The organism is Jiangella sp. DSM 45060, assembly GCF_900105175.1.
Classification (GTDB): domain Bacteria; phylum Actinomycetota; class Actinomycetes; order Jiangellales; family Jiangellaceae; genus Jiangella.
The window spans coordinates 5,433,885-5,459,560 of record NZ_LT629771.1 but is presented as its reverse complement, the minus strand read 5'-3'; the positions used below and the strand labels follow the sequence as shown (position 1 = coordinate 5,459,560).

At 73.4% G+C, this 25,676-nt stretch carries 27 protein-coding genes; 18 read left to right on the top strand and 9 right to left on the bottom strand.

Features of this window, described 5'->3' with window-relative positions:
- The first annotated feature begins 30 nt into the window (after nt 1–30).
- Together BLU82_RS24260 and BLU82_RS24255 are read left to right on the top strand one after the other, a co-directional pair.
- Nucleotides 31–609: a SurA N-terminal domain-containing protein gene (locus BLU82_RS24260; protein ID WP_157741231.1), complete on the top strand. Its 579-nt coding sequence runs from the start codon at nt 31–33 to the stop codon at nt 607–609.
- Complete coding sequence (locus tag BLU82_RS24255) at nt 606–1,505, top strand: MazG family protein (protein WP_197682432.1); 900 nt, start codon at nt 606–608, stop codon at nt 1,503–1,505. Before BLU82_RS24260 ends, BLU82_RS24255 begins: the two co-directional genes overlap by 4 nt.
- Here the strand turns inward: BLU82_RS24255 and BLU82_RS24250 are convergent.
- Together BLU82_RS24250 and BLU82_RS24245 are read right to left on the bottom strand one after the other, a co-directional pair.
- On the bottom strand, nt 1,469–2,977 hold the full coding sequence (locus BLU82_RS24250; RefSeq protein WP_197682431.1) for a cell wall metabolism sensor histidine kinase WalK: 1,509 nt from the start codon (nt 2,975–2,977) through the stop codon (nt 1,469–1,471). The two genes, BLU82_RS24255 and BLU82_RS24250, sit on opposite strands and share 37 nt — an antisense overlap.
- Nucleotides 2,974–3,687, bottom strand: coding sequence for a response regulator transcription factor (locus BLU82_RS24245; RefSeq protein ID WP_092623567.1), 714 nt, complete (start codon nt 3,685–3,687; stop codon nt 2,974–2,976). Before BLU82_RS24245 ends, BLU82_RS24250 begins: the two co-directional genes overlap by 4 nt.
- 130 nt (nt 3,688–3,817) lie before the next feature.
- On the opposite strand from BLU82_RS24245, the gene BLU82_RS24240 reads away from it, so the two are divergent.
- The 5 genes from BLU82_RS24240 to BLU82_RS36185 are packed head-to-tail and all read left to right on the top strand — an operon-like array spanning nt 3,818 to nt 9,914.
- Nucleotides 3,818–5,059, top strand: a complete 1,242-nt coding sequence (locus BLU82_RS24240; protein WP_197682430.1) for an efflux RND transporter periplasmic adaptor subunit — start codon at nt 3,818–3,820, stop codon at nt 5,057–5,059.
- Nucleotides 5,056–5,748 carry an ABC transporter ATP-binding protein gene (locus BLU82_RS24235; protein WP_092623565.1) on the top strand — a complete coding sequence of 231 codons (693 nt, stop codon included), beginning with the start codon at nt 5,056–5,058 and terminating at the stop codon, nt 5,746–5,748. The genes BLU82_RS24240 and BLU82_RS24235 overlap by 4 nt, the downstream gene beginning before the upstream one ends.
- Nucleotides 5,745–6,971, top strand: a complete 1,227-nt coding sequence (locus BLU82_RS24230; protein WP_092623564.1) for an ABC transporter permease — start codon at nt 5,745–5,747, stop codon at nt 6,969–6,971. The genes BLU82_RS24235 and BLU82_RS24230 overlap by 4 nt, the downstream gene beginning before the upstream one ends.
- Before the next feature lie 23 nt (nt 6,972–6,994).
- Nucleotides 6,995–7,957, top strand: coding sequence for a DUF5666 domain-containing protein (locus tag BLU82_RS24225; RefSeq protein WP_092623563.1), 963 nt, complete (start codon nt 6,995–6,997; stop codon nt 7,955–7,957).
- Nucleotides 7,950–9,914, top strand: a complete 1,965-nt coding sequence (locus BLU82_RS36185) for an efflux RND transporter periplasmic adaptor subunit (protein WP_157741230.1) — start codon at nt 7,950–7,952, stop codon at nt 9,912–9,914. The genes BLU82_RS24225 and BLU82_RS36185 overlap by 8 nt, the downstream gene beginning before the upstream one ends.
- A 36-nt stretch (nt 9,915–9,950) precedes the next feature.
- Here BLU82_RS36185 and BLU82_RS24215 read toward each other — a convergent pair whose 3' ends face one another.
- From BLU82_RS24215 to BLU82_RS24205, 3 genes are read right to left on the bottom strand one after another with little or no spacing between them, the layout of a single operon-like run.
- Nucleotides 9,951–10,490, bottom strand: coding sequence for a hypothetical protein (locus tag BLU82_RS24215; RefSeq protein ID WP_157741229.1), 540 nt, complete (start codon nt 10,488–10,490; stop codon nt 9,951–9,953).
- Nucleotides 10,491–10,495: 5 nt separating this feature from the next.
- Nucleotides 10,496–11,002, bottom strand: coding sequence for a hypothetical protein (locus BLU82_RS24210; protein ID WP_157741228.1), 507 nt, complete (start codon nt 11,000–11,002; stop codon nt 10,496–10,498).
- Nucleotides 10,999–11,613, bottom strand: a complete 615-nt coding sequence (locus BLU82_RS24205) for a hypothetical protein (protein WP_092623559.1) — start codon at nt 11,611–11,613, stop codon at nt 10,999–11,001. The genes BLU82_RS24210 and BLU82_RS24205 overlap by 4 nt, the downstream gene beginning before the upstream one ends.
- A 93-nt stretch (nt 11,614–11,706) precedes the next feature.
- Between BLU82_RS24205 and BLU82_RS24200 the strand changes: the two genes are divergently transcribed.
- A complete protein-coding gene (locus BLU82_RS24200) occupies nt 11,707–12,039 on the top strand; it encodes a zf-TFIIB domain-containing protein (protein WP_092623558.1) in 333 nt (110 codons plus the stop codon).
- 3 nt (nt 12,040–12,042) lie between these two features.
- Nucleotides 12,043–12,666: an AAA family ATPase gene (locus BLU82_RS24195; protein ID WP_092623557.1), complete on the top strand. Its 624-nt coding sequence runs from the start codon at nt 12,043–12,045 to the stop codon at nt 12,664–12,666.
- 53 nt (nt 12,667–12,719) lie between these two features.
- Here the strand turns inward: BLU82_RS24195 and BLU82_RS24190 are convergent, their stop codons facing one another.
- Nucleotides 12,720–14,090 (bottom strand): glycoside hydrolase family 15 protein, encoded by a 1,371-nt coding sequence (locus tag BLU82_RS24190; protein ID WP_092623556.1) that lies wholly within the window; start codon nt 14,088–14,090, stop codon nt 12,720–12,722.
- 126 nt (nt 14,091–14,216) lie between these two features.
- Between BLU82_RS24190 and BLU82_RS24185 the strand changes: the two genes are divergently transcribed.
- From BLU82_RS24185 to BLU82_RS24165, 5 genes are read left to right on the top strand one after another with little or no spacing between them, the layout of a single operon-like run.
- Entirely contained in the window at nt 14,217–15,266 is a 1,050-nt protein-coding gene (locus BLU82_RS24185; RefSeq protein WP_197682428.1) for a LacI family DNA-binding transcriptional regulator, read from the top strand.
- Entirely contained in the window at nt 15,263–16,546 is a 1,284-nt protein-coding gene (locus tag BLU82_RS24180) for a sugar ABC transporter substrate-binding protein (protein WP_092623555.1), read from the top strand. The genes BLU82_RS24185 and BLU82_RS24180 overlap by 4 nt, the downstream gene beginning before the upstream one ends.
- A 4-nt stretch (nt 16,547–16,550) precedes the next feature.
- Nucleotides 16,551–17,501, top strand: a complete 951-nt coding sequence (locus tag BLU82_RS24175) for a carbohydrate ABC transporter permease (protein ID WP_092623554.1) — start codon at nt 16,551–16,553, stop codon at nt 17,499–17,501.
- An 11-nt stretch (nt 17,502–17,512) separates the two neighbouring features.
- A complete protein-coding gene (locus BLU82_RS24170; RefSeq protein ID WP_092623553.1) occupies nt 17,513–18,406 on the top strand; it encodes a carbohydrate ABC transporter permease in 894 nt (297 codons plus the stop codon).
- Nucleotides 18,407–18,427: 21 nt separating this feature from the next.
- The gene (locus BLU82_RS24165) at nt 18,428–20,266 is read left to right on the top strand and encodes a xylan 1,4-beta-xylosidase (protein ID WP_092623552.1); all 1,839 of its coding nucleotides are present in this window, start codon (nt 18,428–18,430) and stop codon (nt 20,264–20,266) included.
- 10 nt (nt 20,267–20,276) lie between these two features.
- On the opposite strand, the gene BLU82_RS24160 is transcribed toward BLU82_RS24165, so the two are convergent.
- From BLU82_RS24160 to BLU82_RS34815, 3 genes are read right to left on the bottom strand one after another with little or no spacing between them, the layout of a single operon-like run.
- Nucleotides 20,277–20,633: a VOC family protein gene (locus BLU82_RS24160; RefSeq protein ID WP_092623551.1), complete on the bottom strand. Its 357-nt coding sequence runs from the start codon at nt 20,631–20,633 to the stop codon at nt 20,277–20,279.
- Nucleotides 20,634–20,675: 42 nt separating this feature from the next.
- Nucleotides 20,676–21,173 (bottom strand): ATP-binding protein, encoded by a 498-nt coding sequence (locus BLU82_RS34820; protein WP_370246208.1) that lies wholly within the window; start codon nt 21,171–21,173, stop codon nt 20,676–20,678.
- Nucleotides 21,161–21,937 carry an ATP-binding protein gene (locus BLU82_RS34815; protein WP_172885692.1) on the bottom strand — a complete coding sequence of 259 codons (777 nt, stop codon included), beginning with the start codon at nt 21,935–21,937 and terminating at the stop codon, nt 21,161–21,163. Before BLU82_RS34815 ends, BLU82_RS34820 begins: the two co-directional genes overlap by 13 nt.
- A 211-nt stretch (nt 21,938–22,148) precedes the next feature.
- On the opposite strand from BLU82_RS34815, the gene eno reads away from it, so the two are divergent.
- The 4 genes from eno to BLU82_RS24135 are packed head-to-tail and all read left to right on the top strand — an operon-like array spanning nt 22,149 to nt 25,463.
- Nucleotides 22,149–23,429 carry a phosphopyruvate hydratase gene (gene eno, locus BLU82_RS24150; RefSeq protein ID WP_092623550.1) on the top strand — a complete coding sequence of 427 codons (1,281 nt, stop codon included), beginning with the start codon at nt 22,149–22,151 and terminating at the stop codon, nt 23,427–23,429.
- 8 nt (nt 23,430–23,437) lie between these two features.
- Entirely contained in the window at nt 23,438–24,049 is a 612-nt protein-coding gene (locus BLU82_RS24145) for a septum formation initiator family protein (RefSeq protein ID WP_092623549.1), read from the top strand.
- Nucleotides 23,992–24,546, top strand: a complete 555-nt coding sequence (locus BLU82_RS24140; RefSeq protein WP_370246207.1) for a DUF501 domain-containing protein — start codon at nt 23,992–23,994, stop codon at nt 24,544–24,546. Before BLU82_RS24145 ends, BLU82_RS24140 begins: the two co-directional genes overlap by 58 nt.
- Nucleotides 24,543–25,463 carry a Ppx/GppA phosphatase family protein gene (locus tag BLU82_RS24135; protein WP_092626225.1) on the top strand — a complete coding sequence of 307 codons (921 nt, stop codon included), beginning with the start codon at nt 24,543–24,545 and terminating at the stop codon, nt 25,461–25,463. Before BLU82_RS24140 ends, BLU82_RS24135 begins: the two co-directional genes overlap by 4 nt.
- The last annotated feature ends 213 nt before the right edge of the window (nt 25,464–25,676 follow it).

The window sequence follows — 25,676 nt, the reverse complement described above, 5'->3', positions numbered from 1 at the left end:
CCGCAGGCCGAACCTACGAAGAGGATCACCGTGTCGACCATCCGCCGCCTCGTCATCGCCTCCCTCGCCGCGGCCAGCGCCGTCGCGCTGACGGCGTGCGACTCCGAGCAGATCGGCGCGGCCGTCGTCATCGACGGCGACCGCTTCACCGTCGACGACCTGCAGAACGAGGTCGAGCACGCCGAGAAGCTCGAGGGCTTCGACGTCCAGGCAGCCGGTGGCATGCCCGCGTTCCAGCGCACCGTCCTGACCCGGCACATCCAGCACGAGATCTTCCTGCGGCTGGCCGCCGACGAGGACCTCCAGGTCAGCGAGGCCGACATCGACGACGCCATCGAGGAGATCTCGGCGCAGGCGCCTGGCGGCGACATCGAGGCGGCGCTGGCGCAGGCCGGCTACACCGAGAAGGCGTTCCGGGCCGGCGTCGCCGATCAGCTCATCGCGCAGGCCTACGCCGACGAGACCGGCGCCGACAACGCCGGGCTCACGCAGACCCTCGCCGACCTCAGCGACCAGCTGAACGTCGAGGTCAACCCGCGCTTCGGCACCTGGGGCGACGACCTCGCTGTCAGCGCCGACACCGGCTCGATCTCCGAATCGGCTTCGTGACCCTGGTCCTGCTCGCCACCAGCCCGCGGGTCGCTCCCGGGCTGCTCTCCGCCGCCGCGTGGGACGCGCTGCGCGCCGGCCCCGTGTACGTCGCCGACGACGCGCACCCGCAGGTCGCGTCGTTGCGGGCGGCCGGGGTCCCGGTCACCGTGGCCGCGTCCCCGCCGGACGGCGACGCCGTGTGGCTGCTGCCGCCCGGCGACGACGGCGCGGCGTTCCCGGACGCCCGGGTCGTCGTCGGGTCCGAGGACCTCCCCGGCGCCCGGCTGCTCGACCTCGTCGCCGTCATGGACCGCCTCCGCTCGCCCGGCGGCTGCCCGTGGGACGCCGAGCAGACGCACCGCAGCCTGGCCACCTACCTGCTGGAAGAGACCTACGAGACGCTCGAGGCGATCGAGTCGGGCCACGACGACGACCTGCGCGAGGAACTGGGCGACCTCCTGCTACAGGTGCTGTTCCACGCCCGGCTGGCCGAGGAGCGGCCGACGTCGCCGTGGTCGATCGACGACGTCGCGGCCGGCATCGAGGCGAAGCTGATCCGCCGTCACCCGCACGTCTTCGGCGACGTCGAGGCGTCGACGGCGTCCGACGTCGGCGAGCGGTGGGAGCGGCTGAAGCGCGAGGAGAAGAACCGCACCTCCGCCGTCGACGGCGTACCGCTCGCCCAGCCGGCGCTGTCGCTGGCCGCGAAGCTGGTGCACCGGGTCGAGAAGGCCGGTGTGCCGGTGCCCGCGCCGTCGTCGCCCGGCACCGCCCCGGAGACCGCCGAGGACGTCGGCGACGCGCTGTTCGCGCTGGCCGCGGCCGCCCGCGACCGCGGCATCGATCCCGAGCAGGCCCTGCGCGACGCCGCGCGCCGCTACGTCGCCGCCGTCAAGGCCGCCGAGGCCGGCTGAGCCTCGCCGGCCGGCGGCAGCAGCACCCGGAACGTCGCGCCCTCGCCCGGCGCCGACCGCAGCTCGACCCGTCCGCCGTGCGCCTCGACCAGCGCGGCGACGATGGACAGGCCGAGCCCGCTGCCGCTGTGCCGGGCCTCGTCGGCGCGCGACCGGGACGGGTCGGCGCGATAGAAGCGCTCGAACGCGTGCGCGGCGTCCTCGCTGGTCAGGCCCGGGCCGTCGTCGCGGACCTTCAGCACCGCCCAGCCCTGTCCGGAGTCGCCGACCGACACGTCGACGACGGTGCCCGGCGGCGTGTGGACAGTCGCGTTGCGGACCAGGTTGTCGACGACCTGGCGCAGCCGCGCGGCGTCGCCGATCACGGCCGGGACCAGTGAGGCGTTGACGTGCAGCCGCAGGTCGTGGTCGCGGGCGACCAGCCGGGCCTGCAGGACGGACTCGACGACGATCTCGATCAGGTCCACCGGCGCCCGGGTGAGCACCGGCTGCTGGTCCAGCCGCGCCAGCAGCAGCAGGTCGTCGACGAGCAGCCCCATCCGGGCCGCCTCGTCCTCGACCCGGCGCAGCAGCCGGCGCACCTCCGGCTTTTCGTGCACCACGCCCTGCCGGTACAGCTCGGCGAAGCCGCGGATCGACGTGAGCGGCGTGCGCAGCTCGTGGCTGGCGTCGGCGATGAACCGGCGCATCCGCTGCTCGGACTCGCGCGCCTCGTGCTCGGAGACCCGGCGGGCGAGGAACGCCGACTCGATCTGGCCGAGCATCGCGTTCAGCGCCGCCGACAGGCGTCCGACCTCGGTGCGCGGGTCCCGCGGCGGGATGCGACGGCTCAGGTCGCCGGCCGCGATCGCCTCCGCGGTGTGCTCGACCTCCTCCAGCGGCCGGAGCCGGGTGCGTACCGTCCACCACGCCAGCCCGGCCAGCGCCGTCAGCGCGAGGACGGCGACGACCCCGTCGATCAGCAGCAGCCGGTTCACCGTCGCCGTGACGTCGTGCAGCGGCCGGCTGACCGCGACCGACCCGCCGTCGTCCCGGGCCACCACGAGCACGCGCCAGGTGCCGTCGCCCTCGACGGCGTCGACGGTGAACGGCGTGCCCCCGAGCTCGGCGGCCGTCTCGGCGGTCAGCTCCGGCAGCTGCGGCCCCGGACGCTGTGTGGCCGGGTCGTCGGTGCTCCAGGCCGGCGTGCCGTCCGGTGCGAAGGCGGTGAAGCTGTAGTCGCCCAGCGGCCGGAACGACGGCGGATCGGCGTCGAGCGGAACCTGCCGGGCCTGCCCGTAGAACGGCCGGGCTGCCTGGCGTAGCTGGTCGTCGGTGCGGTCCAGCAGGTAGCCGCGCAGCACCGCCGCCGCCACGACGCTGGTGACCAGCACCGTCACCGCCGCCAGCGCGACGACGACCAGCAGTAGCTGGGTGCGCAGCGGCGTGCGGTCGCGCCGGGCCCGCCACGCCCGGGCCAGGAGGGTCCTCACGGGCTGTCGCGCGGCAGCCGCAGGACGTAGCCGACGCCGCGGACCGTGTGCAGCAGCTTCGGCGTGCCCTGGTCCAGCTTGCGGCGCAGGTAGGACATGTAGGACTCGACGACGCCGGCGTCGCCGCCGAAGTCGTAGGACCAGACGTGGTCGAGGATCTGCGCCTTGCTGAGCACTCGGCCCTGGTTGGCGAGGAAGTAGCGCAGCAGCTTGAACTCCGTCGGCGAGAGGTCCACGGGCCGGCCGGCCTTGCGCACCTCGTGCCGGTCGTCGTCCAGGTCGAGGTCGGCGTAGGACAGCCGGGCGGTCGCCGCGCCGTGGGGACGGCCGCGGGAGCGGCGCAGGATGGCCCGGATCCGGGCCACCACCTCCTCCAGGCTGAACGGCTTGGTCACGTAGTCGTCGGCGCCGATGGTCAGCCCCATGACGCGGTCGTCGCCGGCGTCCTTCGCGGTCAGGAACAGCACCGGCACGTCGACCTGGTGGCTGCGCAGCTGGCGCACCACCGCGAAACCGTCGAGGTCGGGCATCAGCACGTCCAGCACCACGAGGTCGGGCCGCTCGGTGAGGACGATGTCGAGCGCCTGGCGGCCGCTGCGCGCCGTCGTCACCTCGAAGCCGGCGTAGCGCAGGCTGGCGGCGAGCAGCTCGACGATGTTCGGCTCGTCGTCCACGACGACGAGGCGTCCGTCCGGTTCGCGTGCGGCCATGGCCGCACGGTGCCGGTTCCGCCTGAGAACATCCTGGCAGCCGGCTGGGAATCAGCTGTGAATGTCGTTCACAGCTGGTTGCCAGGTTCGTCCCAGGGCGGTGCCAGGAAGATCCACCATCGTGTCCCGGGTGCGGTTGCTACCGAAGTCCCGTCGAGCGCGACGGGCGACTGTTCTGCTGGCGACGACGGCCGTCGGGGTCGGTGTGGCCGGCGCGGCGTGGGCGGTGACGCAGGACGACTCGTCCTCCGCACCGTCGACGACCACCGCCGAGGCCACCGTCGGCACCTACGAGGAGACCGTCACCAGTACCGGCACCTTCCAGCCGGCCGAGACCGCGGAGCTGTCGTTCGCCGTCAGCGGCGAGGTGCTCTCCGTCGACGTGGCCGTGGGGGACGTCGTCACGGCCGGTCAGGCGCTGGCCACCGTCAGCACCGAGACGCTCGAGGCCGAGCTGGACGCGGCGGAGGCGACGCTCGACGCGGCCCGGGAGCGGCTGGACTCCGACACCGACGCCGACGCGAGCGAGACCCAGCTGGCCGCCGACGAGGCGTCGGTCGCGGCAGCGGAGTCGCGGGTGGCGCAGGCCGAGGAGGCGCTGGACGACGCCACGCTGACGTCGACCATCGCCGGCACGGTGGCGTCGGTGGACGTCGCCGTGGGCGACGAGGTCAGCGGCGGGTCGTCGTCGAGCGGGGGCGGCGATCCGTCGTCCGCCTCGTCCTCGTCCTCGTCGTCGTCCTCGTCGGGCGGCACCGGCGCGCAGATCACCGTCATCACGACCGACGCGTTCGTCGTCGAGACCAGCGTCGGCAGCGCCGACCTCGCCCGGCTGCAGCAGGGGCTGCAGGCCGAGCTGACGCCGTCCGACGGCGGCGACGTCGTGTACGGGACGGTCAGCTCGGTCGGCCTGGTGGCCACCGACACCGGCTCCGGCACCGCGACGTTCCCCGTGGAGATCGCGGTCACCGGCGCCGTCGAGGGCGTCTACGCCGGTGGCAGCGCCGACGTGTCGATCACCGTCGAGCAGCACACCGACGTGCTCACCGTGCCGAGCTCCGCCGTCACCACGACCGACGGCGCCACCACGGTCACCGTCGTGGCCGACGACGGGTCGCACGTCGAGACGCCGGTCGAGATCGGCGCCGCGTTCGGCGTCCAGACCGAGATCGTGAGCGGGATCGAGGCCGGCGACGAGGTCGTCGTGCCGCTCCCGGCCGGTCGCGGCGGCGGTGGTGGTGACGACGAGGGGGAGCCGCCCGGCGGCCGGTTCCCCGGCGGCGAGATCCCGGGCGGCGAGTTCCCGGGCGGCGGCGGCTTCTCCGGCGGTGGGTTCCCAGGCGGCGGCGTCCGGGGCGGGGGCCAGGGGTGAGCGACGTGGTGCTGCGGCTCGACGCCGTGCGCAAGTGGTACCAGACCGGAACGCTGCACGTCGACGCCCTGCGCGGCATCGACCTCGGCATCGGGGAGGGCGAGTACGTCGCGATCATGGGGCCGTCCGGCTCCGGCAAGTCGACGCTCATGCACATCCTCGGCTGCCTGGACACGCCGTCGTCCGGCAGCTACCGGCTGGTCGGCGTCGACGTCGGCGAGCTGTCGGAGGAGGAGCTCGCCGAGGTCCGCAACCGGCTGATCGGCTTCGTGTTCCAGCAGTTCAACCTGCTGGCGCACCTGACGGCGCTGCGCAACGTCGAGCTGCCGCTGGCCTACGCCGGCGTGCCGGGCGACGAACGGCGGCGCCGGGCGCTGGCCGCGCTGGACCGCGTCGGCCTCGCCGACCGGGTCGACCACCGTCCGTCCGAGCTGTCCGGCGGCCAGCAGCAACGGGTCGCGATCGCCCGGGCGCTGGTCACCGACCCCGCGCTGATCCTGGCCGACGAGCCGACCGGCAACCTCGACTCCAGTTCCACCCGCGAGGTGCTCGCGCTCTTCGACGAACTGCACGACCAGGGCCGAACGATCGTCCTGATCACGCACGAGGAGGAGGTCGCCGCCGAGGCGCAGCGAGTGCTGCGCATCCACGACGGCGAACTGCGGGCCGCGGCGGCGGTGGGCCGATGAACTGGCTCGACACGCTGCGCACCGGCTGGGAGGCGGTCCGCACGCACCGGCTGCGCTCGTTGCTGACCGTCGTCGGCATCCTCATCGGCATCGCCTCGGTGATCCTCACCATCGGCTTCGGGCAGGGCGCCCAGGCCGAGGTGCGGGCGCAGATCAGCGCGCTCGGCAGCAACCTGCTCATCGTCACGCCCGGCAGCACGACCGACGCGTCCGGCCTGCGCGGCGGCAGCGGCTCGGCCACCACCCTCACCATGGACGACGCCGAGGTGCTGGCGTCGGACGTGGTCGCGCCGGACGTCGCCGCCGTCGCCCCGGTCAGCGGCGGCCCGCAGTCGCTGACGGCCGGCGACGTCAACTGGACCGCCACCGTGAACGGCACCACCCCGGCCTGGTTGGACGTGCGCAACCGGAGTCTGACCTCGGGCCGGTTCCTCACCGACCAGGACCTGGAGAACGAGGCCGCCGTGATGGTGCTCGGGCCGGACACCGCGGGCGAGCTGTTCGGCCTGCGGGACCCGGTCGGGCAGACGGTCCTGGCCGGCGGTGCCGCGTTCACCGTCGTCGGCGTGCTGGACTCGGTCGGCTCGTCGTCGTCGGGGGACGAGGACGACCTCGCGTTGGTGCCGTCGACGACGGCGGCGACGCGGCTGGCCGCCGGGTCCACGTCGGTCTCGACGATCTACGTGGAGGCGGCGTCGGCCGGGCAGCTGTCCGCTGCCTACCAGGAGGTCGACGCGGCGTTGGCCACCGCGCACGGGCTGACCGGCCAGGACGAGCCCGACTACACCATCTCCACGCAGGAGTCGTTGCTCGACACCGCCACCGAGACCGACCGGACGCTGACCATCCTGCTGGCCGGCATCGCCGGGATCTCGCTGGTCGTCGGCGGCATCGGCGTCATGAACATCATGCTCGTCTCCGTCACCGAACGGATCCGTGAGATCGGGCTGCGCAAGGCGCTCGGCGCCACGCCGGCCGTGATCAGACGGCAGTTCCTGCTGGAGGCGTCCGTCCTCGGGCTGGCCGGCGGACTGCTCGGCGCGGGCCTCGGCGTGCTCGGCGCCGAACTGCTGCCGCGGTTCATCGGCCAGCCGGTCGAGATCTCCGTCCCCGCGACCGTCGCCGCCGTCGCGATGGCCCTGGCCGTCGGCGTCGGTTTCGGCGTCTACCCCGCCGGGCGGGCCGCCCGGCTCGCGCCCATCGATGCCCTGCGCAGCGAATGACCCACTCTTCCAGGAGCCCACGCATGACCACGATCGTTCGGCGCCCTCGGCGGGCGCCGCTGTCCCTCCCCGTCATCGCCGCCGTTGCCGTAGTTGCGGTCGTCGCGAGCGGCTGCGGCTCGTCCGGCGAGGAACCGGAGACCGCCTTCGAGGCGACGGCCGACGCCGGCGACGCCGGTGACGCCGGTGACGCCGGTGACGGCCCCGCCGTCTCCCGCCCCGGCGCCGCCGGCGTGGTGGCCGCGATCGACGGGACGACGCTGCAGGTCCAGGGCGCGTCCGGGCAGGTGGCGGTCACGTACACCGACGCCACGCTGATCACGGCGACGGTGGCCGGGTCGGCGGCGGACCTCGCGGCCGGCGCCTGTGTCGTCGTGACCTCCTCGGACGGCGGGCCCGAGACGACCTCGGTGACCGCGACCAGCGTCGCCGTCACCCAGCCGGGTGAGGACGGGACGTGCGGCGGGCTGGGCGGATTCGGGGGTGGCCCGCCCAGCCGGCCGGGCGGCGAGCCCGGTGGGCCGGGCGGCCCGTCCGGTGGGCCGGGCGGTGGGTCCGGTGAGTCGGGTGGCGCGTCCAGTGGGCCGGGCGACGGCGCCGTGGTCGCCCCGCCGACTGGGGTGCCGCCGGATGGCGCGCCGACCGAGCGTCCGTCCCAGCCGGCCGACGGCACCACGTTCGCCCCGCCGACCGCCGGCGCCGTCACCGAGGTCTCGGGCGACACGTTCACTGTGGAGGTCCTCCGGCCCGGCCGCGACTCGTCGGCCGCGGCGCCGGAGCCCAGCCTCGTCACCGTCACCACCTCGGCCGCGACGACGTGGACCACCGAGGCGCCCGCCGGACCCGAGGCGCTGACCGAGGGCGCCTGCGTCGTCGCTGCCGGCGAAGCCGACTCGACCGGCGCCGTCACCGCGACCACCATCGCCGTCTCACCCGCCGTCGACGGTGAGTGCCGGCGGCTGGGCGGGGGTGGCCTCGGTGCCTGACGAGGCGTTCGCCCTGCGCCGCCGACCGCGGCGTCGGCGTCGGATGCGGTTGCTGGTGGCCTGCGGGTTGACGGTGCTGGTCGCGGGCGGCGCGGCCGGTGTCTGGGCCGTCGCGGTGGCCGGGGAGGAGCCGTCCTACCGGACCGCCGCCACCGAGTCCGCGTCGGTGGCCGAGACCCTGGACACCACCGGTACCGTCGAGGCCGCGTCGTCCGCGGCGGCGGCCTTCGGCACCTCCGGCACCGTCGCGTCCGTCGACGTGGCCGTCGGCGACACCGTCACGGTGGGCCAACAGCTGGCCGCGCTCGACACCACCGACCTCGCCGCCGATCTCGCCGACGCTCAGGCCGAGCTGGCCCAGGCCGAAGCTGCCCTGGAGGCGACCATCGACGGTCAGGCCGACTCGGTCTCCACGTCGGCGTCAACATCTGCATCGGTGTCAATGTCCGCCTCAACGTCCGGACCGGAATCAACATCAGCATCAACATCAGCGCCGCAGTCAACCTCGGCATCAACCTCAGCGTCGCTGTCAACGTTCGCATCAACGTCCGGGCCGGAGTCAACGTCGGCACCGGCGTCGACGGCCGCGTTCGTGGCGCTGGCCTCGGTGCGGCCGGCGGGCGACGGGCCCGGGTCCGGCGGATCCGCCGGGCCTGGCGATTCCGCTGGTTCGACCGCCGGTGACGCCGGGCAGTTGGCGACGTTGCAGCAGGCGGTCCTGGCGGCGCAGGACGCCGCCACCCAGAGTCTTGCTGCGGCAGCAGCGGCGCTCGAGCAGCAGCAACAGGCCTGCGAGACGGCGATGACCGACGCCGCGTCGGCTGCCTCCACCACAAGCCCCCCGCCGTCGTCGTCCGCCACGGCAGCGGCCACGCCCACCGCCAGCCCGACGCCGACGCCGTCGCCGTCGGTCACCGCGTCGCCGTCGCCCACGGAATCGCCGACCGAGTCGCCCACGGAGACCCCGACACCCACCCCGACCCCCTCGCCGCCGACGACGCCCACACCGTCGGAGCCGTCGGCGCCGGATCTCGAGCCGTGCGTGGACGCACTGCGAGCGGCGCAGGAGGCGCAGCAGCGGGCTGCGGCGGATCAGCAGGCGCTGCAGAAGGCGATCGCCGCGCTGGCCGAACTGCTCGCGGCCGCCGAGGAGGAGCTGGACGCCCCGCAGGAGGAACCGCCGCCGTCGCCCTCGCCCTCGGAAGGGGAACAGGGGCCGGGCGGGGAGAGCGCGTTGTCCGATGCCGCTCAGCTGGCCCAGGACCAGGCGACCCTGAGCGAGGCGGAGCTGCGGGTGCTGGAGGCCGAGCAGTCGCTCGCCGCGGCGACGATCGTCGCGCCGATCGCCGGGACCGTCGCCGCCGTCGACGTCACCCCAGGCGCGACGGCTGATACCGGCGCCACCATCACCGTCGTCGCGCCCGGCGCGATCACCGTCACGGCCGAGGTGTCGGAGAGCGAGCTGCGCGGCCTCGCTGCCGGGACGGCAGCCGAGGTGCAGGTGGCGGGCGCGGGGGAGGCCGTGAGCGGCGAGGTGGTGTCGATCGGCCTCATCCCCGACACGTCGTCCGGCAGCGCTCGCTACCCCGTCGTCGTCGGTGTCGCGGAACCGCCGGCGAACGCCGCAGGTGGCGCCTCGGCGGACGTGTCGTTCCTGCTCGGAGAGGCGACGGAGGTGTTGACGGTGCCGAACTCGGCGATCACGCTGACCGCGGACGGCGGCACGGTCCGGGTCCTGGCCGGCGGCGACGTCGAGACCACGCCCGTCACCCTCGGCGTCGTCGGGTCCGAGCGCACCGAGATCCTCGACGGCCTCTCCGCCGGCGACCTCGTCGTCCTCGCCGATCTCGGCGCCGACCTCCCCACGTCCGACTCCGGCCCCACCGGCGGCGGCCCCCTCCGCGGCGGCGGCTTCACCGGTGGAGGCTTCGGCGGACCACCGCCCGGCTTCGGCTGACGCGGGTCCGGGCTCGGAGCGGCCGGGTGAGCGGCGCTACCGCTCGCCCGGCTGCTCCGCGCGCAGGCCCCGCGCGGTGAGGTCGTGCAGCCGCTCCAACCACCCCTCCGGCGCCGGTCGGAACGCGACGCCGCCCGCGGTCGCCGACCACTCCACCCCCGCCGCCACGTCCACGAACGTCAGCCCGCGCGCCTCCAGCCACGCCGGCGCTCCCGGCGAGCTGAGCTCGGGCGTGCGCCGGATCGCGTGCACCATGTAGTCAGTGATGCGCCGACGCCCCCACTGTTCCGCCGGCACGGGGTACGGGTCATCGGGAGCGGGCTCCGGCCCGAACGCGTCGTACCAGACGTTGCGCAGCCACTCGTCGGTGGTCCACTGGGACTCGCCGCCGCTGTGCGGCGGGTACGACGACTCGCTGAGGTGGCGGGCGAACTCGTCGCGGAACGCGCGGTAGCTCTCGTTGGCGCCGTCGGCCAGCTTCGACGGCGCTTCTTCACAGGCCTCGACGTAGAAGTCGGGAACGTCGTCGGCCATGCCGAACCCGCTGCCGAAGAACTGACGGAAGTTGCTGCTCATCGGGGTCACTCGAGATCCTCCAGGCGTTCGTTCGTCGGTCCCGGCACGTCGACCGGGAAGGAGGTGACCAGGTGCCAGGTGCCGCCGGCCTTCTTGAACGCCAGGGTCGCTCCGGGCTCCGCGCCGCGGGCGATCGGGTCGAAGGCCTGCGCGAAGACCGTCTCGCGGCCCTGATCCAGGCCGTACAGCCGCGCGGCAGACCAGTCCGTCCGGGTCTCCTTCGTGCCGATGCCCGCGCCACGGTATCCGGCGGCGTCGCCCGGCGTGAGCCCGCCTGGGCGGCGCTCACGTGGATGCCGATCCTCGTCGCGTCGCCCGCCGCGCGGGTGAGGAACGCGTCGAGGCCACCCCGGGCGTGCGCCCGTTCGAGCACGGCTTCGATCGGCTTGACCAGCGCTTCTGGCGACGTGAAACCCGCCAGCCACCGGTCCGCACCGGTGCGCGGTCGCGACGGCACCGGTCGGCAAGACCTGCCAGCCGTACTCGCCGGACGGGTCCTTCAACCAGATCAACGCGCCAGGTGAGCGCCGTCAGACAGATGCGCGCCGTGCCGTTGGACGGCATGGCAGGTGGCGTCCTCGATGAGCCGCATGCCCTCGTCCGCGTACTCCGCCGCGAACGCACGACGGGTGGCCGCGAGGGCGTTGGCGATGTCGTCGGCCGATGGAGGCGTCGTCGCGGCGGCGGGCTCGCGGCCGAGGCTCGTGCTGCCGTCGACACCGGTCAGGAGATCGGCGACGTAGGTGCGGGCGAAGCCGGCGGGGAAGTGGTCGCTGAGCGTGGCACCGGCCGGCGACGGCGGCAGGGGCGGGAGCGGGGCGAGCCCGTGCCAGGGCGCCAGCAGGGCGAGCAGCGCGTGAATCTCCGTCACGTACGGGCGGCGCAGGTCGGAGAGGTGATCGCGCAGGTCGGCGTCGAGCTGGTGGGTGAGCGCCTCGACCCGGGCGGTGAGGGCGGCGGAACGGGACCGGGCGACTTCGCCAGTGACGTGCGCGGCCCGCGCCCGGGACTGCTCGGCCACCTCATCCGCCCGCCGTTCGAGGTCGGCGCAGGTGCGCAGGAGGGCCTCGACGGCGGAACGGACGGCGCCGCGGGTGGGCGGCGGCGCCGCGGACTGCGTCACCCTGGCACGGTACCGGGTGCCTTACCCCAATGCAGCCGGAACCCCGGTGGGCACGGGTAGCGTTGACACCAGACAACGACGAAGGGAACTTCCGTGACCTGTCCGAAGTGCAGCGGTCAGATGAAGACGTATGACCGTTTGGGCGTGCACGTCGAGCAGTGCGACAACTGCAAGGGCATCTTCCTCGACAAGGGCGAACTCGAGCAGATCGTCGCCGCCGAGGAGCAGTTCAACGCGCCGCCCCCGCCGCTCGACTACAGCGGCCGCCAGGCGCCCCCGCCGCAGCAGCCGTACCAGCAGCAGCCCTATCAGCAGCCGTACCGCGACAGCCCGGCCCCGTACCGCCGCGGCTACGACGACTCGCCCCGCCCGTACGGCTACGGCAAGAAGCGTCGCAAGAGCTTCCTCGACCAGCTCTTCGACTGACGCGTGAACCTGCTGATCTGCGAGCGCTGCGGCGAACGCGCCGACCGCCCGCAGGTCGAGCCGGAGGCGGTCATCCGGTGCGCCCACTGCGGCCACCGGTGGCCGTTCCTCCGCCTCCCGCTGCTCTGCGTGACCGGCCCCAGCGGCACCGGCAAGTCGACGGTGCAGCGGCTGCTCGCGACCGAACTGGCCGACCGGTTCGTCGTCCTGGAACAGGACGTGCTCTGGGTGGCCGGCCTGCGCGACGACGGCGCGGAGCACCGGCCGTTCCGGTCGACGTGGCTGCGAATGGCCGCCATGATCCACCAGAGCCGCCGGCCGGTCGTGCTGTGCGGGACGGTCGTGCCGCCGGAGCTCGAGCCGCTGCCGGAGCGGCCCCTGTTCGAGCGCATCGACTACCTCTGCCTGACGTGCGACCCTGACGTGCTGGCCGCCCGGTTGCGGGGCCGGCCGAAGTGGCGGGAGTGGGACGAGCCGCGCATCGCCGAGACGCTCGACTACGCCGCCTGGATCGACGCCACCGCGGCCACCATGGATCCGCCGATGACGCTGCTCGACACCACGGACGTGCCGGTCGACGAGACGGCGCGCGCGATGGCCCGCTGGCTGGACGAGCGCGCCACCTAGCGTCAACAACTCGACGAACGTCGTCAATGGTTGATCGGCGTCACGTGATCAAGTCAACTGTTGATCACGTCAAGACTTGATGCCAGTACGAGATACATGCCGTGCGACCACAGCAACGGCCGGGCGCTCGGCCCCCACCGATCGGTCCACTCGGCCAGCCGGTCCGGCGCCAGCAGTGGCGGCACCTGCTCCGGCAGCGACCCGGACGAGTCGGCTGTCGAGGCGATCCAGCGCAGCAGCTCGGCGGCTCGCTCCCGCGACCCGGCGACGGCGTGGTGCCAGCCGAGGAAGGCGGCCAGGATCGGCCACTGCCCGCCGCCGTAGAAGGTGTCGCCGACGTAGCGGTGCACGCCGCCGCCCGGGGCAAGTGGGCTGGTGGTGGGTTGTGTCGTGGCGCCTAGGGTGAGCGGGCCGGTGGCGGCTGGTGCGGCGAGGCCCTGGGCGGCCGGGTCGCCGGGGCCGGGTGGGCTGGTGGTGGGTTGTGTGGTGGCGCCTGGGCCGCCGGGACCCTGGCCGGCGGGGCCGCCTGAGGCGGGCGGGCCGGTGGCGGCTGGTGCGGCGAGGCCCTGGGCGGCCGGGGCGCCGAGGGTGGCTTGCGCAGCGGCGGCTGGGTCGCCGGGAACGGGCGGGCTGGAGGGGCCGTGTGCGAAGGAGCCCTGGGCGGCGGGGCCACCAAGAACCGACAGCTCGGAGGTGATCCGGGCGACCGTCGCACGGTCGACCGGGCCGCCGGGCGGGACGAGCCCGAACGGCACCCCGGCCACCATCAGGCTGGCGTCGACCGCTGTGGAGCCGAGCCACTTGCGCAGCGCGCCCTCGAGCGTGCCCGACCGGGTGACCAGCGCCGAGATCTCGTCCGCCGCGGCCGAGGCGGCGGACGGCAGCACCCCGAGCGATGCCGCCGCACGGAGGCCGCCGTACACGGAGGCCAGGGTGGAGACGTGGGTGTGGTCGCGGTGCTCCTCCCACCAGTCGCGGCAGGGCCGGGCCCCGACGGCGACGAGGTAGCGGACGGCGACCTCCGCCGCGGCGGCGTACGGCGCCAGCGGCAGATCCCACCGCGTCAGGTGCGACCGCAGCGCCCACAGCCACGTCCCGTAGCCGTCGACCTGGTAGTTCCACCAGTCGTCGTCGTGGCGGTCGCCGGCCAGGGTGTAGCGCGCGGGCAGCAGCTCGGCGTCCGACGGCTGCTCACCGGCCGCCACCCGCGCCACCAGAGACGCGATGGCAGACGCCTCGCGTTCGAGCACCCGCGCACTCCACTCGTGGAACGCGGTCGCCGACGACACGGCGCCGGCCCGGCTCATCCCCTCGGCGATGAACGCGCCGTCGCGGAACCAGCAGAAGCCGTACGGCGCGAAGCCGACCGCCGCGGGATAGGCGCCGGACGGATCCTGAGCCCCCGCGATCAGCTCGACGCTCACCTCAGCGAGTCGCCGCAGGTCAGCAACCTCGGCTACAGACAATGGGTTGACAGGCTCGGCCATGATGCCCGAATGTAGCCGATGTAACCGGTTTATGTAACCGGTACCAAAGGAGCGACCCGAACGATGGAAGACGCGGAGCCGAAGAGCCCCCAGCGACGCCGCACGGCCGGCCGCGCCACCGTGACGATCCGCGACGTGGCGCGGCATGCGGGGGTGTCCGTGGCGACGGTCTCGCGCGCCCTTCGCGGCAGCGACCTCGTCCACCCGGCCACCCGCGAACGCGTCGACGCCGCCATCGAGGAGCTGCGCTTCACGCCCAGCCAGCTCGGCCGCTCGCTGGCCGAACGCCGCCACGCCGCGAACGGCATCGTCTTCCCCGACCTCTCCGGTCCGTTCTACGCCGAGGTCGTGCTGGGCTACGAGGAGGTCGCCGCGACGCTCGGACGCTCGGTGCTCATCCTCAGCACGCACAACCGCGAGTCCGCCGACGAGATGGTGCTCGACCTCGCCGGACGGGTCGACGGGCTGGCGGTGTTCGGGCGGACGGTGCACGACGACGTCGTCGCCGAGGTCGTCCAGCGCGGCGTCCCCGTCGTGCTGATGGCGCGCACCGAGATCGCCGGCGCCGACTCCGTCCGCACCGAGAACGTCGTCGCCGCGGCGTCCGTCGTCGACCACCTGCTGACGCACGGACACCGGCGCATGGCCTTCCTCGGCGACCCGGTCGACTCCACCGACGTCGCCGAGCGCTGGGCCGGGTTCCGCGGCGCGCTCGCGCAGGCCGGCGCGGAGGTCCCGGAGCGGACCATCCCGGCCGGGTTCAAGGAGGACGACGGCGCCCGCGTGGCCGCCGAGCTCACCGCCGGCGACCTGCCGGACGTCGTCGTCTGCGCGAACGACGAGCTGGCGCTCGGCCTCACCGTCGCGCTGGCCGAACAGGGGATCCAGGTACCGGGGGATGTCGCCGTCACAGGGTGGGACGACGTCATGGCGGCGCGCTACGCCGGGCTGACGACGGTCCGTCAGCCGATGCGCGAGATGGGGGCCCGGGCGGCCCGGCTGCTGGACGCCCGGATCAGCGGAGACCGTTCCGAACCACGTCACGACGTCCTGACCACTCAGCTCGTGGTCCGCCGCAGTTGCGGGCCGCATCCGAAGGAGGCTCATCGATGAGTCGACGACACATCACCGCCGCGACCGCGCTGGCCGCGGCGACCGCCCTCGCGCTCACCGCGTGCGGACGCGACGACGACGCGGGCGACGGCGGCGACGGCAACGCGGCGCCGTCCGCCGACCTCACCGACGGCCCGGCCACCGGCACCATCGAGGTCTGGGCCATGGGCACCGAGGGCGAGGAGCTCGGCGCCTTCCTGGCCGACTTCGAGGAGGCCAACCCGGACGCCACCGTCGAAGTGACGCCGGTCCCGTGGGAAGGTGCTCACGACCGCATCGCCACCGCCATCGCGGCCGGCGAGACCCCCGACGTCAGCCTCATCGGCACCACGTGGATGGGCGAGTTCGCACAGACCGGTGGCCTCGAGCCGACGCCGACGGACCTGTTCGACGAGAACGACTTCTTCCCCGGGCCGTGGGCGTCCACCGTCGTCGACGGCACCTCCTACGGCGTCCCGTGGTACGTCGAGACCCGCGCGCTGTTCTACCGCACCGACCTCGCCGACGCCGCCGGGCTGCAGCCGCCGCAGACGTGGGATGACCTCAAGGCGTTCACTCAGGGCCTGCAGCAGGCCGGCGCCCAGCAGGGCATCTACCTGCAGCCGGGCCAGGGCGGCTCGTGGCAGACGTTCATGCCGTTCGCCTGGCAGAACGGCGCCCAGCTCACCGACGGCGACGCGTACACGCTGGACAGCCCGGAGATGACGGAGGCGCTGGAGTACTACGCGTCGTACTTCACCGAGGGCCTGTCGCAGGACACCGTGCTGCAGCCGGGCGCGCTGGAGCAGATGTTCGCCGACGGCGCCATCGGCTCCTTCATCTCCGGGCCGTGGCACATCGGCCTGGTCCGCGACGCCGGCGCGACGGACAATTTCGCCGTCGTCCCGCTGCCGGGCAAGGACGAGGGGCCCGGCACGTCGTTCGTCGGCGGCGGCAACCTTGCCGTCTTCACCGACTCCGACAACAAGGACGGCGCCTGGAAGCTGATCGAGTACCTCAGCGAGGTCGAGGTGCAGCAGAGCTGGTACGAGACGCTGACCGACCTGCCGTCGAAGCCGGCGGCCTGGGAGGACGGCCCGCTGACGGAGGACCCGTTGGTCGCGGTCTTCGGCGAGCAGCTGGAGAGCACCGAGGCGCCGCCGGCCGTCCCGACGTGGGAGCAGGTCGCCTCCGTCATCGACGGCGACGTCGAGGCGGCCGTGCGCGGCGCGATGTCGCCCGCCGACGCCGTCGCCGACATGCAGTCGCAGGCCTCGTCCATCGGGACCGGGCTGCAGTAGGCCGATGACGACCGCCACCTCGGCTCCGGCGAGCCGCCCCACCCCCGCGGGCGGCTCGCCGGCCGGCCGGCGCCGGACTCTGCTGCAACGGCGGCAGTCCCGCACCGCCTGGCTGCTCGCGCTGCCGTTCCTGCTGCTGTTCGCGGCGTTCACCGCCGGACCGGTGTTCGCGTCGCTGCTCATGAGCTTCACCGACATGCGCAGCACCGACGTGCGCTCGCCGTTCGCCGTCGACCTCGCGGCGTTCGACAACTACACGGCGCTGTTCCAGGACGCGCTGTTCCGCAAGGTCGCGGTGAACACGGCGATCTTCGTGCTGGTGGGCGTGCCGCTGACGATGGTGCTGGCGCTGGCCGCGGCGGTCGGGCTGAACAACATCACGCGGCTGCGGGCGATCTTCCGGCTCGGCTACTACCTGCCGGTCGTCACCAGCATCGTCGCCGTCTCCGTCGTGTGGCGGTTCCTGCTGCAGCCCGACACCGGGCCGGTCAATCAGCTGCTCGGCGCCGTCGGCATCGGCGGGCCGGACTGGCTGGGCGATCCGTCGCTGGCGCTGCCGTCGCTGATCGTCATGGCCGCGTGGCGCAACCTCGGCACGCTGATGGTGATCTTCCTGGCCGGGCTGCAGACGGTGCCGCGTGAGCTGCTGGAGGCGGCCGAGGTCGACGGCGCCGGGCGCTGGCAGCGGTTCAGGCACGTGACGCTGCCGCTGCTGCGCCCGACGTTGCTGTTCGGCGCCGTCATCACCGGCATCGGCTACCTGCAGTTCTTCGAGGAGCCGTTCGTCATGACCAACGGCGGGCCGCTCAACGCGACGCGGTCGGTCTCGTTCTACATCTACGACCAGTTCAGCTTCGGCAACTACGGGTACGCCGCCGCGGCCAGCTACGTGCTGTTCCTGGCGATCGTGGCGCTGACGGCGATCCAGTTCCGCGTGCTGCGGCCGAAGGCGTGAGGAGGCGACCGATGACCACGCAGACCCCGCTGCCGGCCGCCGACGACGTCCGGCCGGACGCACCGGAGGACGGCGCGCCCGGCGGCTCGCGCCGCTCGTCGTCGCGCTGGCTGTACGTCGTGCTGGCCGTCGGCGTGCTGGCGATGGCGCTGCCGTTCGTCTGGATGGTGCTGTCGTCGGTGAAGCCCAAGGCCGAGGTGCGGTCGATCCCGCCGACCTGGCTGCCGGAGACGTTCACGCTGGAGAACTACCGCGAGCTGTTCGACCGGCTGCGCTTCCCGACCTACTTCCTGAACTCCGCCATCGTCGCGATCGTGGTGACGGCGGGGAACCTGGTGTTCGGCTCGATGCTCGGCTACGCGCTGGCGAAGCTGGACTTCCGCGGCAAGCGGGTGGTGTTCGCGCTGGTGCTCGGCACCCTGATGGTGCCCGGCATGGTGACCTTCGTGCCGCTGTTCGTGCTGGTCAGCAACATGGGGCTGACGAACACGTTCCCCGGGCTGATCCTGCCGTACCTGGTCGGGCCGCTCGGCGTGTTCCTGATGCGGCAGTACTTCCTGGGGCTGCCGGACGAGCTGATCCAGGCCGCGCGGGTCGACGGCGCCGGCGAGCTGCGCATCTTCTGGAGCGTCATGCTGCCGCTGACCGGCCCGGCGCTGGCGACGTTGGGGATCCTGACGTTCCTCAGCTCGTGGAACAACTTCCTCTGGCCGCTGGTCGTGGCGCAGACGGAGGACATGTACACCCTGCCGGTCGCGCTCGCGCTGTACTCCGTCGGCCAGAACGCGACGCAGTACGGCCTGCTGCTGGCCGGGGCGGTCGTCGTGGTCGTGCCGGTGATCGTGCTGTTCCTCGCGGTCCAGCGGTACTTCGTCCAGGGCATCGCGATGACCGGCATCAAGTGATCCACGTGGGAGGAAAGACGCGTGAGCAGTGAGATCGACGCCCGTACCGACTTCGAGACCAGGCTCGGCCGGGCCAGCGGGGAGGCGGGCGGCGCCGACGTGTCGCTGCCGGCGCCCGGCGGCCTGACCGCCAGACCCGGGCGGGCGCAGGTCACGCTGTCGTGGGAGCCGGTCGACGGCGCCGCGGGGTACCTGGTGCACGTGGCGGAGTCGGCGGACGGCCCGTTCGAGCCGCTGGACCACCAGGGCCGCGACGTGCTCTCCGTCCCGCACGGTCCGTACGCCGACACCACCGGCACCCCGGGTGTCGAGCGCTGGTACGCCGTCGCGGCCGTCGCGTCGGTGGACCACGTGGGCGAGCTCAGCGAGCCCGTGTCCGCCGCCTCGACCGGCACGGACGGCGAGCCCGTCGCCGTCGTCGTCGACGCCGGGTCCGACGAGGGCGAGCTGGACCGGCCCTGGGCGCCGATGATCGGCAGCGAGCATCTGTCGCACGCGCTGTCCACCGACCACACCGGCGGGCACGAGATCGGCGCCGAGCTGCGGGCCGCGCTGAAGGCGGCGCACGAGGAGCTCGGCGTCGAGACGGTGCGGGCGCACGGCATCCTCTGCGACGACCTCGGTGTCTACCGCGAGGTCGACGGCGAGCCGGTGTACGACTTCAGCGGCGTCGACCGCGTCTACGACATGGTGCTGTCGCTCGGGCTGCGACCGATCGTCGAGATCTCGTTCATGCCGCGCGACCTCGCCGCCGACCCGTCGGCGACGGTGTTCGAGTACGGCGCGATCATCTCGCCGCCGAAGGACTGGGACCGCTGGTACGACCTCGTCCGCGCGTTCGTCGCCCACCTCGTCGACCGGTACGGGCTGGAGGAAGTCCGCGACCGGTGGGCGTTCGAGGTGTGGAACGAGGCCAACCTGGAGGTGTTCTGGTCCGGCACGCCGGCGGAGTTCTTCCGGCTGCACTCCGTCGCGGCGCGCGCGGTGAAGGACGTGGACCCGGGGCTGCGGGTCGGCGGGCCGGCGTCGGCGGCGGCCGGCTGGATCGACCAGCTGCTCGCGGCCGTCGGCGACGAGCCGCTGGACTTCGTCTCGACGCACACCTACGGCTCGCCGCCGCTGGACCTGCGTCCGGTGCTCGCGCGGCACGGCCGGGAGGGGACGCCGATCTGGTGGACCGAGTGGGGCGTCACCCCGACGCACTTCCACGAGGTCAGCGAGTCGGTGTTCGCCGCGGTGTTCCTGCTGCGCGGCATGCGCTCGTCGATGGGCCGGCTGGAGGCGCTGTCCTACTGGGTGGTGTCGGACCACTTCGAGGAACTGGGCCGGCCACCAGCCCTGTTCCACGGCGGGTTCGGCCTGCGCACCGTCGGTGAACTGCGCAAACCCCGGTGGTGGGCGCTCGCGATGCTGGCGGCGCTGCCGTCGCGGCGGCTCTCGGTGCGCGCTTCCGGGGACGGAGCCGACTCGCTGGTGGAGTCGCTGGCCGCGTCCGACCCGTCCGGCGGCCGGGTGGCGGCGCTGGTGTGGAATGGGACGCTGGACCAGTCCAAGGCGGCCGGTTCGGACGAGCTGGGGCGGCGGGTCGAGCTGCGGTTCACCGGCCTGCCCGACGGCGCCTACGAGCTGCGTCACCACCGCGTCGACGACGACCACTCGTGCGTCCCCGCGGTATGGCGGCGCATCGGCGGCGGCGCGGCCTGGCCGACCGACGCGCAGTGGGCCGAGCTGCGCGCCGCGGACCGGCTGGACCAACTGCACCCGCCCCGCACCGTCACCGCGGCCGGCGGGGTGGTGGAGGTCGCGTTCGACCTCCCCAACCCGTCGATGTCGCTGGTCGAGCTGGTTCCCGCCGGCTGAGAGCCCTACGTCAGTCGACGCAGAGGCAGAACGGGTGGCCCGCGGGGTCGAGGAACACCCGGAAGGACGTGCCCGGCTGGTGCTCGTGCTTGGTCGCGCCGAGCTCGAGCACCGCCGCCTCGCCGGCGTCCAGGTCGTCGACGTTGACGTCCAGGTGCATCTGCTGCGGCACCACCTGGTCCGGCCACCGCGGCGGCGTGTAGTCGTCGACCTGCTGGAAGCAGATGCACTGGCCGTAGTCCGCGCGGACCTCCGCCCAGCCGGGCGAAGTGGTGACCTTCCAGTCCAGCAGGGTGCCGTAGAAGGCCGCGAGGGCGCTCGCGTCGGGGCAGTCGATCACGAGACTCGGGAAGCGTGCGATAGCCATGCCGGCACGGTAGACCCGGTTCCGGACGATCCGCGTCCGGAATCAGGGCGATGCCAGCGGCTGGTGGTCCCAGAGCGAGGAGAGCGGCAGGGCGAAGATGCCGTCGCCGCGCGATGCGGCCTCGGTGCCGAGGTGGAGCAGGATGCCGGCGTGCAGGCGGTCGCCCAGTTTGTCGCGGAGCCAGCGCAGCCCCTTCAGGGCCGACGCTCCCGGCGAGGCCGACGCCTTGACCTCGATGGCGATGATCCGGCCGCCCGGGCCCTCGAGGACGAAGTCGACCTCCTGCCGGTCGGCAGTGCGGAGGTGGAACAGCGAGATGCGCCGGTCGGCGACGGCGATGGCCTTGAGCAGCTCAGTGGCGACGAACGTCTCAATGAGCGGGCCGAGCGCCGGATGCCCGGGTTCGGCCAGGGCGTCGGCGTCGACCCCGACGACGTGCGCGGCGAGACCGGAGTCGGTCGGGTGGAGCTTCGGCGTCTTGGCGAGCCGTGACGTGAGGTTGGACGACCACGCGGGCACCGTCGTCGTCAGGTACACCATGTCGAGGTACGACAGGTAGTTCCTCGTGGTGTCGCGGGCGAGGTTCGCCGAGTGCGCGAGATCGGCGAGCACGCGATGCCGCCCGCCCGCGCGGCGACCAGGCCCAGCAAGGTGGCGACGGTGTCGCCGCGGGTGACGGTCGCGAAGTCGCGGATGTCACGGGTGATCACGGTGCTCAGATAGCCATCGAACCACGCACGCCGGGCCAGCGCCGACGTGATCGTGAGCGCTCCGGGATAGCCGCCCGCCGTCACAGCGGCCAGGTAGCCGGGGCGGGTCCAGGCCGAGTCGCTCATGACGGCGGCGACGTCGCCGAACCACCGGGTGACGGCGTCGGGCGCGGACCGGGTGCGCTCGGCCATGCTCAGCGGCCAGAGCTCGACGAATGCGACGCGTCCGGCCAGCGACTCGGACAGCGTCGGGATGGTCAGAGACCGGCTGGAACCGGACAGTACGACCCGTCCGGGCTCGGGATGGGCGTCGACGTCGGCCTTGATGGCCCGGACGAGCTGGTCGCCGCCGAGCTGCACCTCGTCGATGATGCGAGGGACGGGCCCGGACGTCGCGAAGGTGGCGGGGTCGTCGCGCGCCGCGGACAGGGTCTCGGGGCGGTCGAGCGACCGGAAGGTGCCGCCCGAGTGCAGGTGCTCGCGTAGCAGCGTCGTCTTGCCCGACTGGCGGGGCCCACTGACCATGACGACCCGCAGGTGCGCCGTCAGTTCGGACAGCCGTGCCGCCGCCGCGCGAGGGACCAGATCCGCCATGTCCGACTCTCCGATGGTCACATTTCCGGATGGAGACCAGTCGTTTTTCTGACTAGAGGCTAGTCGATTTTACGCCTCCTGGCTGGGCGGCCCGTCGCGACCGGTACGGGCGCTTGGTCCGGGTAGGCTGCGGTCGTACGAGCGTGCAGCGCCGCCGTCGTCTCTGCGCCCGCGTACGACGACGACAGCGACACACCGCAGGAGACGATACGTGGCCACGATCGAAGCAATCGGAGCACGCGAGATCCTCGACTCCCGGGGCAACCCGACGGTCGAGGTCGAGGTGGCTCTCGACGACAGCACCATCGCCCGTGCCGCCGTCCCGTCCGGCGCCTCCACCGGCGCGTTCGAGGCGGTCGAGCTGCGCGACGGCGATGCCGCCCGCTACGCCGGCAAGGGCGTGGAGAAGGCCGTCACGGCCATCATGGACGAGATCGCACCGGAACTGCTGGGCTTCGAGGCCAGCGACCAGCGGCTCGTCGACCAGGCGCTGATCGACCTGGACGGCACCCCCAACAAGGGCAAGCTCGGCGCCAACGCCATCCTCGGCGTCTCGCTGGCGGTCGCGAAGGCCGCCGCCGAGTCGGCGCAGCTGCCGCTCTTCCGTTACCTGGGCGGCCCCAACGCGCACCTGCTGCCGGTGCCGATGATGAACATTCTCAACGGTGGCGCGCACGCCGACAGCAATGTCGACATCCAGGAGTTCATGATCGCGCCGATCGGCGCCGAGACCTACCGCGAGGCGCTGCGCTGGGGCGTCGAGGTCTACCACACGCTCAAGGGCGTGCTGAAGGAGCGCGGCCTGGGGACGGGCCTCGGCGACGAAGGCGGCTTCGCGCCGAACCTGCCGAGCAACCGCGACGCGCTCGACATCATCGTCACCGCCATCGAGAAGGCCGGCTTCACGCCGGGCGCGCAGATCGCGCTGGCCCTCGACGTCGCGTCGACCGAGTTCTACGACGACGGCAAGTACACCTTCGAGGGCAACAGCATCTCGGCCGCCGAGCTGACGAAGTACTACGAAGAGCTGGCCGCCGCGTACCCGCTGGTGTCCATCGAGGACCCGCTGGCCGAGGACGACTGGTCCGGCTGGGCCGCGCTCACCGACGTGCTGGGCTCGAAGCTGCAGATCGTCGGCGACGACCTGTTCGTCACCAACCCCGAGCGGCTCGAGCGCGGCATCAAGGACCACGCCGCCAACTCGCTGCTGGTCAAGGTCAACCAGATCGGCTCGCTGACCGAGACGTTCGACGCCGTCTCGCTGGCGCAGCGGTCCGGGTTCACCTGCATGATCAGCCACCGCTCCGGCGAGACCGAGGACACCACCATCGCCGACCTCGCCGTCGCCACCAACGCCGGCCAGATCAAGACCGGCGCTCCGGCCCGGTCCGAGCGGGTCGCGAAGTACAACCAGCTGCTGCGCATCGAGGAAGAGCTCGACGACGCCGCCCGGTACGCGGGCGCGTCGGCCTTCCCGCGGTTCCAGGCGTAGGAGCAGCCGTGCCCACGTCGCGCCGTTCGCCCAGCGCCCGCCCCGCGGCGGGCGCTGGCACGGCGCGACGCCCCAGCGCGGGTCGGGCCGGACGTCCGTCGGCCCGCGCACCCAAGGGCGGCACCGCCGCCGCGCGGCCGCGCACGGCGGTCGACTCCGGCGACGGCGCGCCTCCGCCGCCACCCCCACGCCGTCCGCAACCCAAGTCCGGCGGCCGTCCGTCGGTCACCGGCCGGGCCGCCGTGCTCGCGCTGGTGCTGGCGGTGCTGCTGGTCTCGTACGCCTACCCGCTGCGGGCCTGGTTCGACCAACACCGCGAACGGGTCGAGCTGCAGCGCGAGCAGGACGAGCTGACGGCATCGGTCGAGCAGCTCGAGCAGGAGCTGCGGCTGTGGGAGGACGACGCCTACGTGGCCGCGCAGGCGCGCGAGCGGCTCGGGTTCGTGCTGCCAGGCGAGCAGAGCTACATCGTGCTGCCCGGCCCCGACGCACAGGACGACACCAGCGCGGCCGAGGCGGGCGGGCTGCCACCGTCCGGCCAGGGCAGCTGGTACGAGCGGCTGTGGGCGTCGGTGACGTTCGCCGACAGCCCGCCGCCGGAACAGCCGGCCGACGAGTGACCACCGCACCCACCCCCGCCGACCTCGACACCGTCACCCAGCAGCTGGGACGTCCGGTGCGCGGGGTCCGCGCCGTCGCCGCCCGGTGCGCCGCCGGCCACCCGTCCGTCGTCGAGACCGAACCGCGGCTGCCCGACGGCACGCCGTTCCCGACGCTGTACTACCTGACCTGCCCGCGCGCCGTCGCCGCCACGTCGACGCTGGAGTCCGTCGGCGTCATGCGCGAGTGGACCGACGAGCTGGCCGGCGACGCCGAGCTGGCCGCCGCGTACCGCGTCGCGCACGAGTCGTACCTCGCCCGCCGCGAGGCGATCGGGCACGTCGACGAGATCGCCGGCGTCACCGCGGGCGGCATGCCCGACCGCGTCAAGTGCCTGCACGTGCTCGTCGCGCACAGCCTCGCCGCGGGGCCGGGCGTCAACCCGTTCGGCGACCGCGCGCTGGCGCTGATGGCGCCGACGTGGACCCCGGCGACCTGCGACTGGAGCCCCGAGTGACCCGGGTCGCCGCCATCGACTGCGGCACGAACTCGATCCGGCTGCTCGTCACCGACCTCCGCGACGGCGCCCAGCACGACCTCGACCGCCGGCTGCGCATCGTCCGCCTCGGCAAGGACGTCGACCGCACCGGCGTGCTCGCGCGCGAGGCGCTGGACCGCACGTTCGAGACGCTGCGCGAGTACGCCGCCGTCATCGGCGAGCTGGGCGCCGAGCACGTCCGCATGGTCGCCACCAGCGCCACCCGCGACGCCGCCAACCGCGACGAGTTCGTCGCCGGCGTCGCCGACGTGCTCGGCGTCGAGCCCGAGGTCGTCTCCGGCGCGGCCGAGGCGGGGCTGTCCTTCGACGGCGCGGTGCGCGGACTGCCGGGCGGCGACGGCGCGCCCTACCTCGTCGTCGACATCGGCGGCGGCTCGACGGAGCTGGCGCTCGGCTCCGACGGCGTCACGGCCGCCCGCAGCGTCGACATCGGCTGCGTCCGGCTGACGGAGCGCCGGTTCCAGTCCGACCCGCCCACGTCCGACCAGGTCGCCGCGGCGCGTGCCGACATCGAGGCGGCACTCTCCGACGCCGCCGCCGTGGTGCCGCTCGGCGACGCGCGGACGCTGGTCGGGCTGGCCGGCTCGGTGACGACGGTGGCCGCGATCCACCTGGGGCTGGCCGAGTACGACTCCGCGGCGATCCACCACAGCCGCGTCCCGGCCGCGCAGGTGCGTGCGATCAGCGACCACCTGCTCACACTGACCCACGACGAGCGGCTGGCCATCGGCCCGATGCACCCCGGCCGGGCCGACGTCATCGCCGCGGGCGCACTGGTCCTGCGCTGCGTCGTCGACCGCGCCGGCGTCGACGAGGTGCTGGTCAGCGAGCACGACATCCTCGACGGCATCGCCTGGAGCGTCGTCTCCGGCTGAGCCGCCGGAAAACCCGTTGGCTCGCGGGCCGCCCGTTGTTACCGTCGGCTCGTGGCCTGCGAGCAGCCCGACACGCCTTTCGCGTCTTAGGGACCCCGCCCCAGCCCCGCCGGTGAACCGTGCGGGGCTGCTTCCGCGTGTCCTGCCCGCCCCACCCTCCGAGGACCCCTCATGCGCGCCGTCACCGGCTGTCGCCCCAGTCCCGCGTCCCTC

Coding starts and splice junctions, on each gene's coding strand:
- BLU82_RS24180 (WP_092623555.1), top strand. CDS start 15,263: ATGAGTCGACGACACATCACCGCCGCGACCGCGCTGGCCGCGGCGACC.
- BLU82_RS24215 (WP_157741229.1), bottom strand. CDS start 10,490: ATGAGCAGCAACTTCCGTCAGTTCTTCGGCAGCGGGTTCGGCATGGCC.
- BLU82_RS24170 (WP_092623553.1), top strand. CDS start 17,513: ATGACCACGCAGACCCCGCTGCCGGCCGCCGACGACGTCCGGCCGGAC.
- BLU82_RS24185 (WP_197682428.1), top strand. CDS start 14,217: ATGGAAGACGCGGAGCCGAAGAGCCCCCAGCGACGCCGCACGGCCGGC.
- BLU82_RS24225 (WP_092623563.1), top strand. CDS start 6,995: ATGACCACGATCGTTCGGCGCCCTCGGCGGGCGCCGCTGTCCCTCCCC.
- BLU82_RS24175 (WP_092623554.1), top strand. CDS start 16,551: ATGACGACCGCCACCTCGGCTCCGGCGAGCCGCCCCACCCCCGCGGGC.
- BLU82_RS34815 (WP_172885692.1), bottom strand. CDS start 21,937: ATGGCGGATCTGGTCCCTCGCGCGGCGGCGGCACGGCTGTCCGAACTG.
- BLU82_RS34820 (WP_370246208.1), bottom strand. CDS start 21,173: ATGGTGTACCTGACGACGACGGTGCCCGCGTGGTCGTCCAACCTCACG.
- BLU82_RS24230 (WP_092623564.1), top strand. CDS start 5,745: ATGAACTGGCTCGACACGCTGCGCACCGGCTGGGAGGCGGTCCGCACG.
- BLU82_RS24245 (WP_092623567.1), bottom strand. CDS start 3,687: ATGGCCGCACGCGAACCGGACGGACGCCTCGTCGTCGTGGACGACGAG.
- BLU82_RS24160 (WP_092623551.1), bottom strand. CDS start 20,633: ATGGCTATCGCACGCTTCCCGAGTCTCGTGATCGACTGCCCCGACGCG.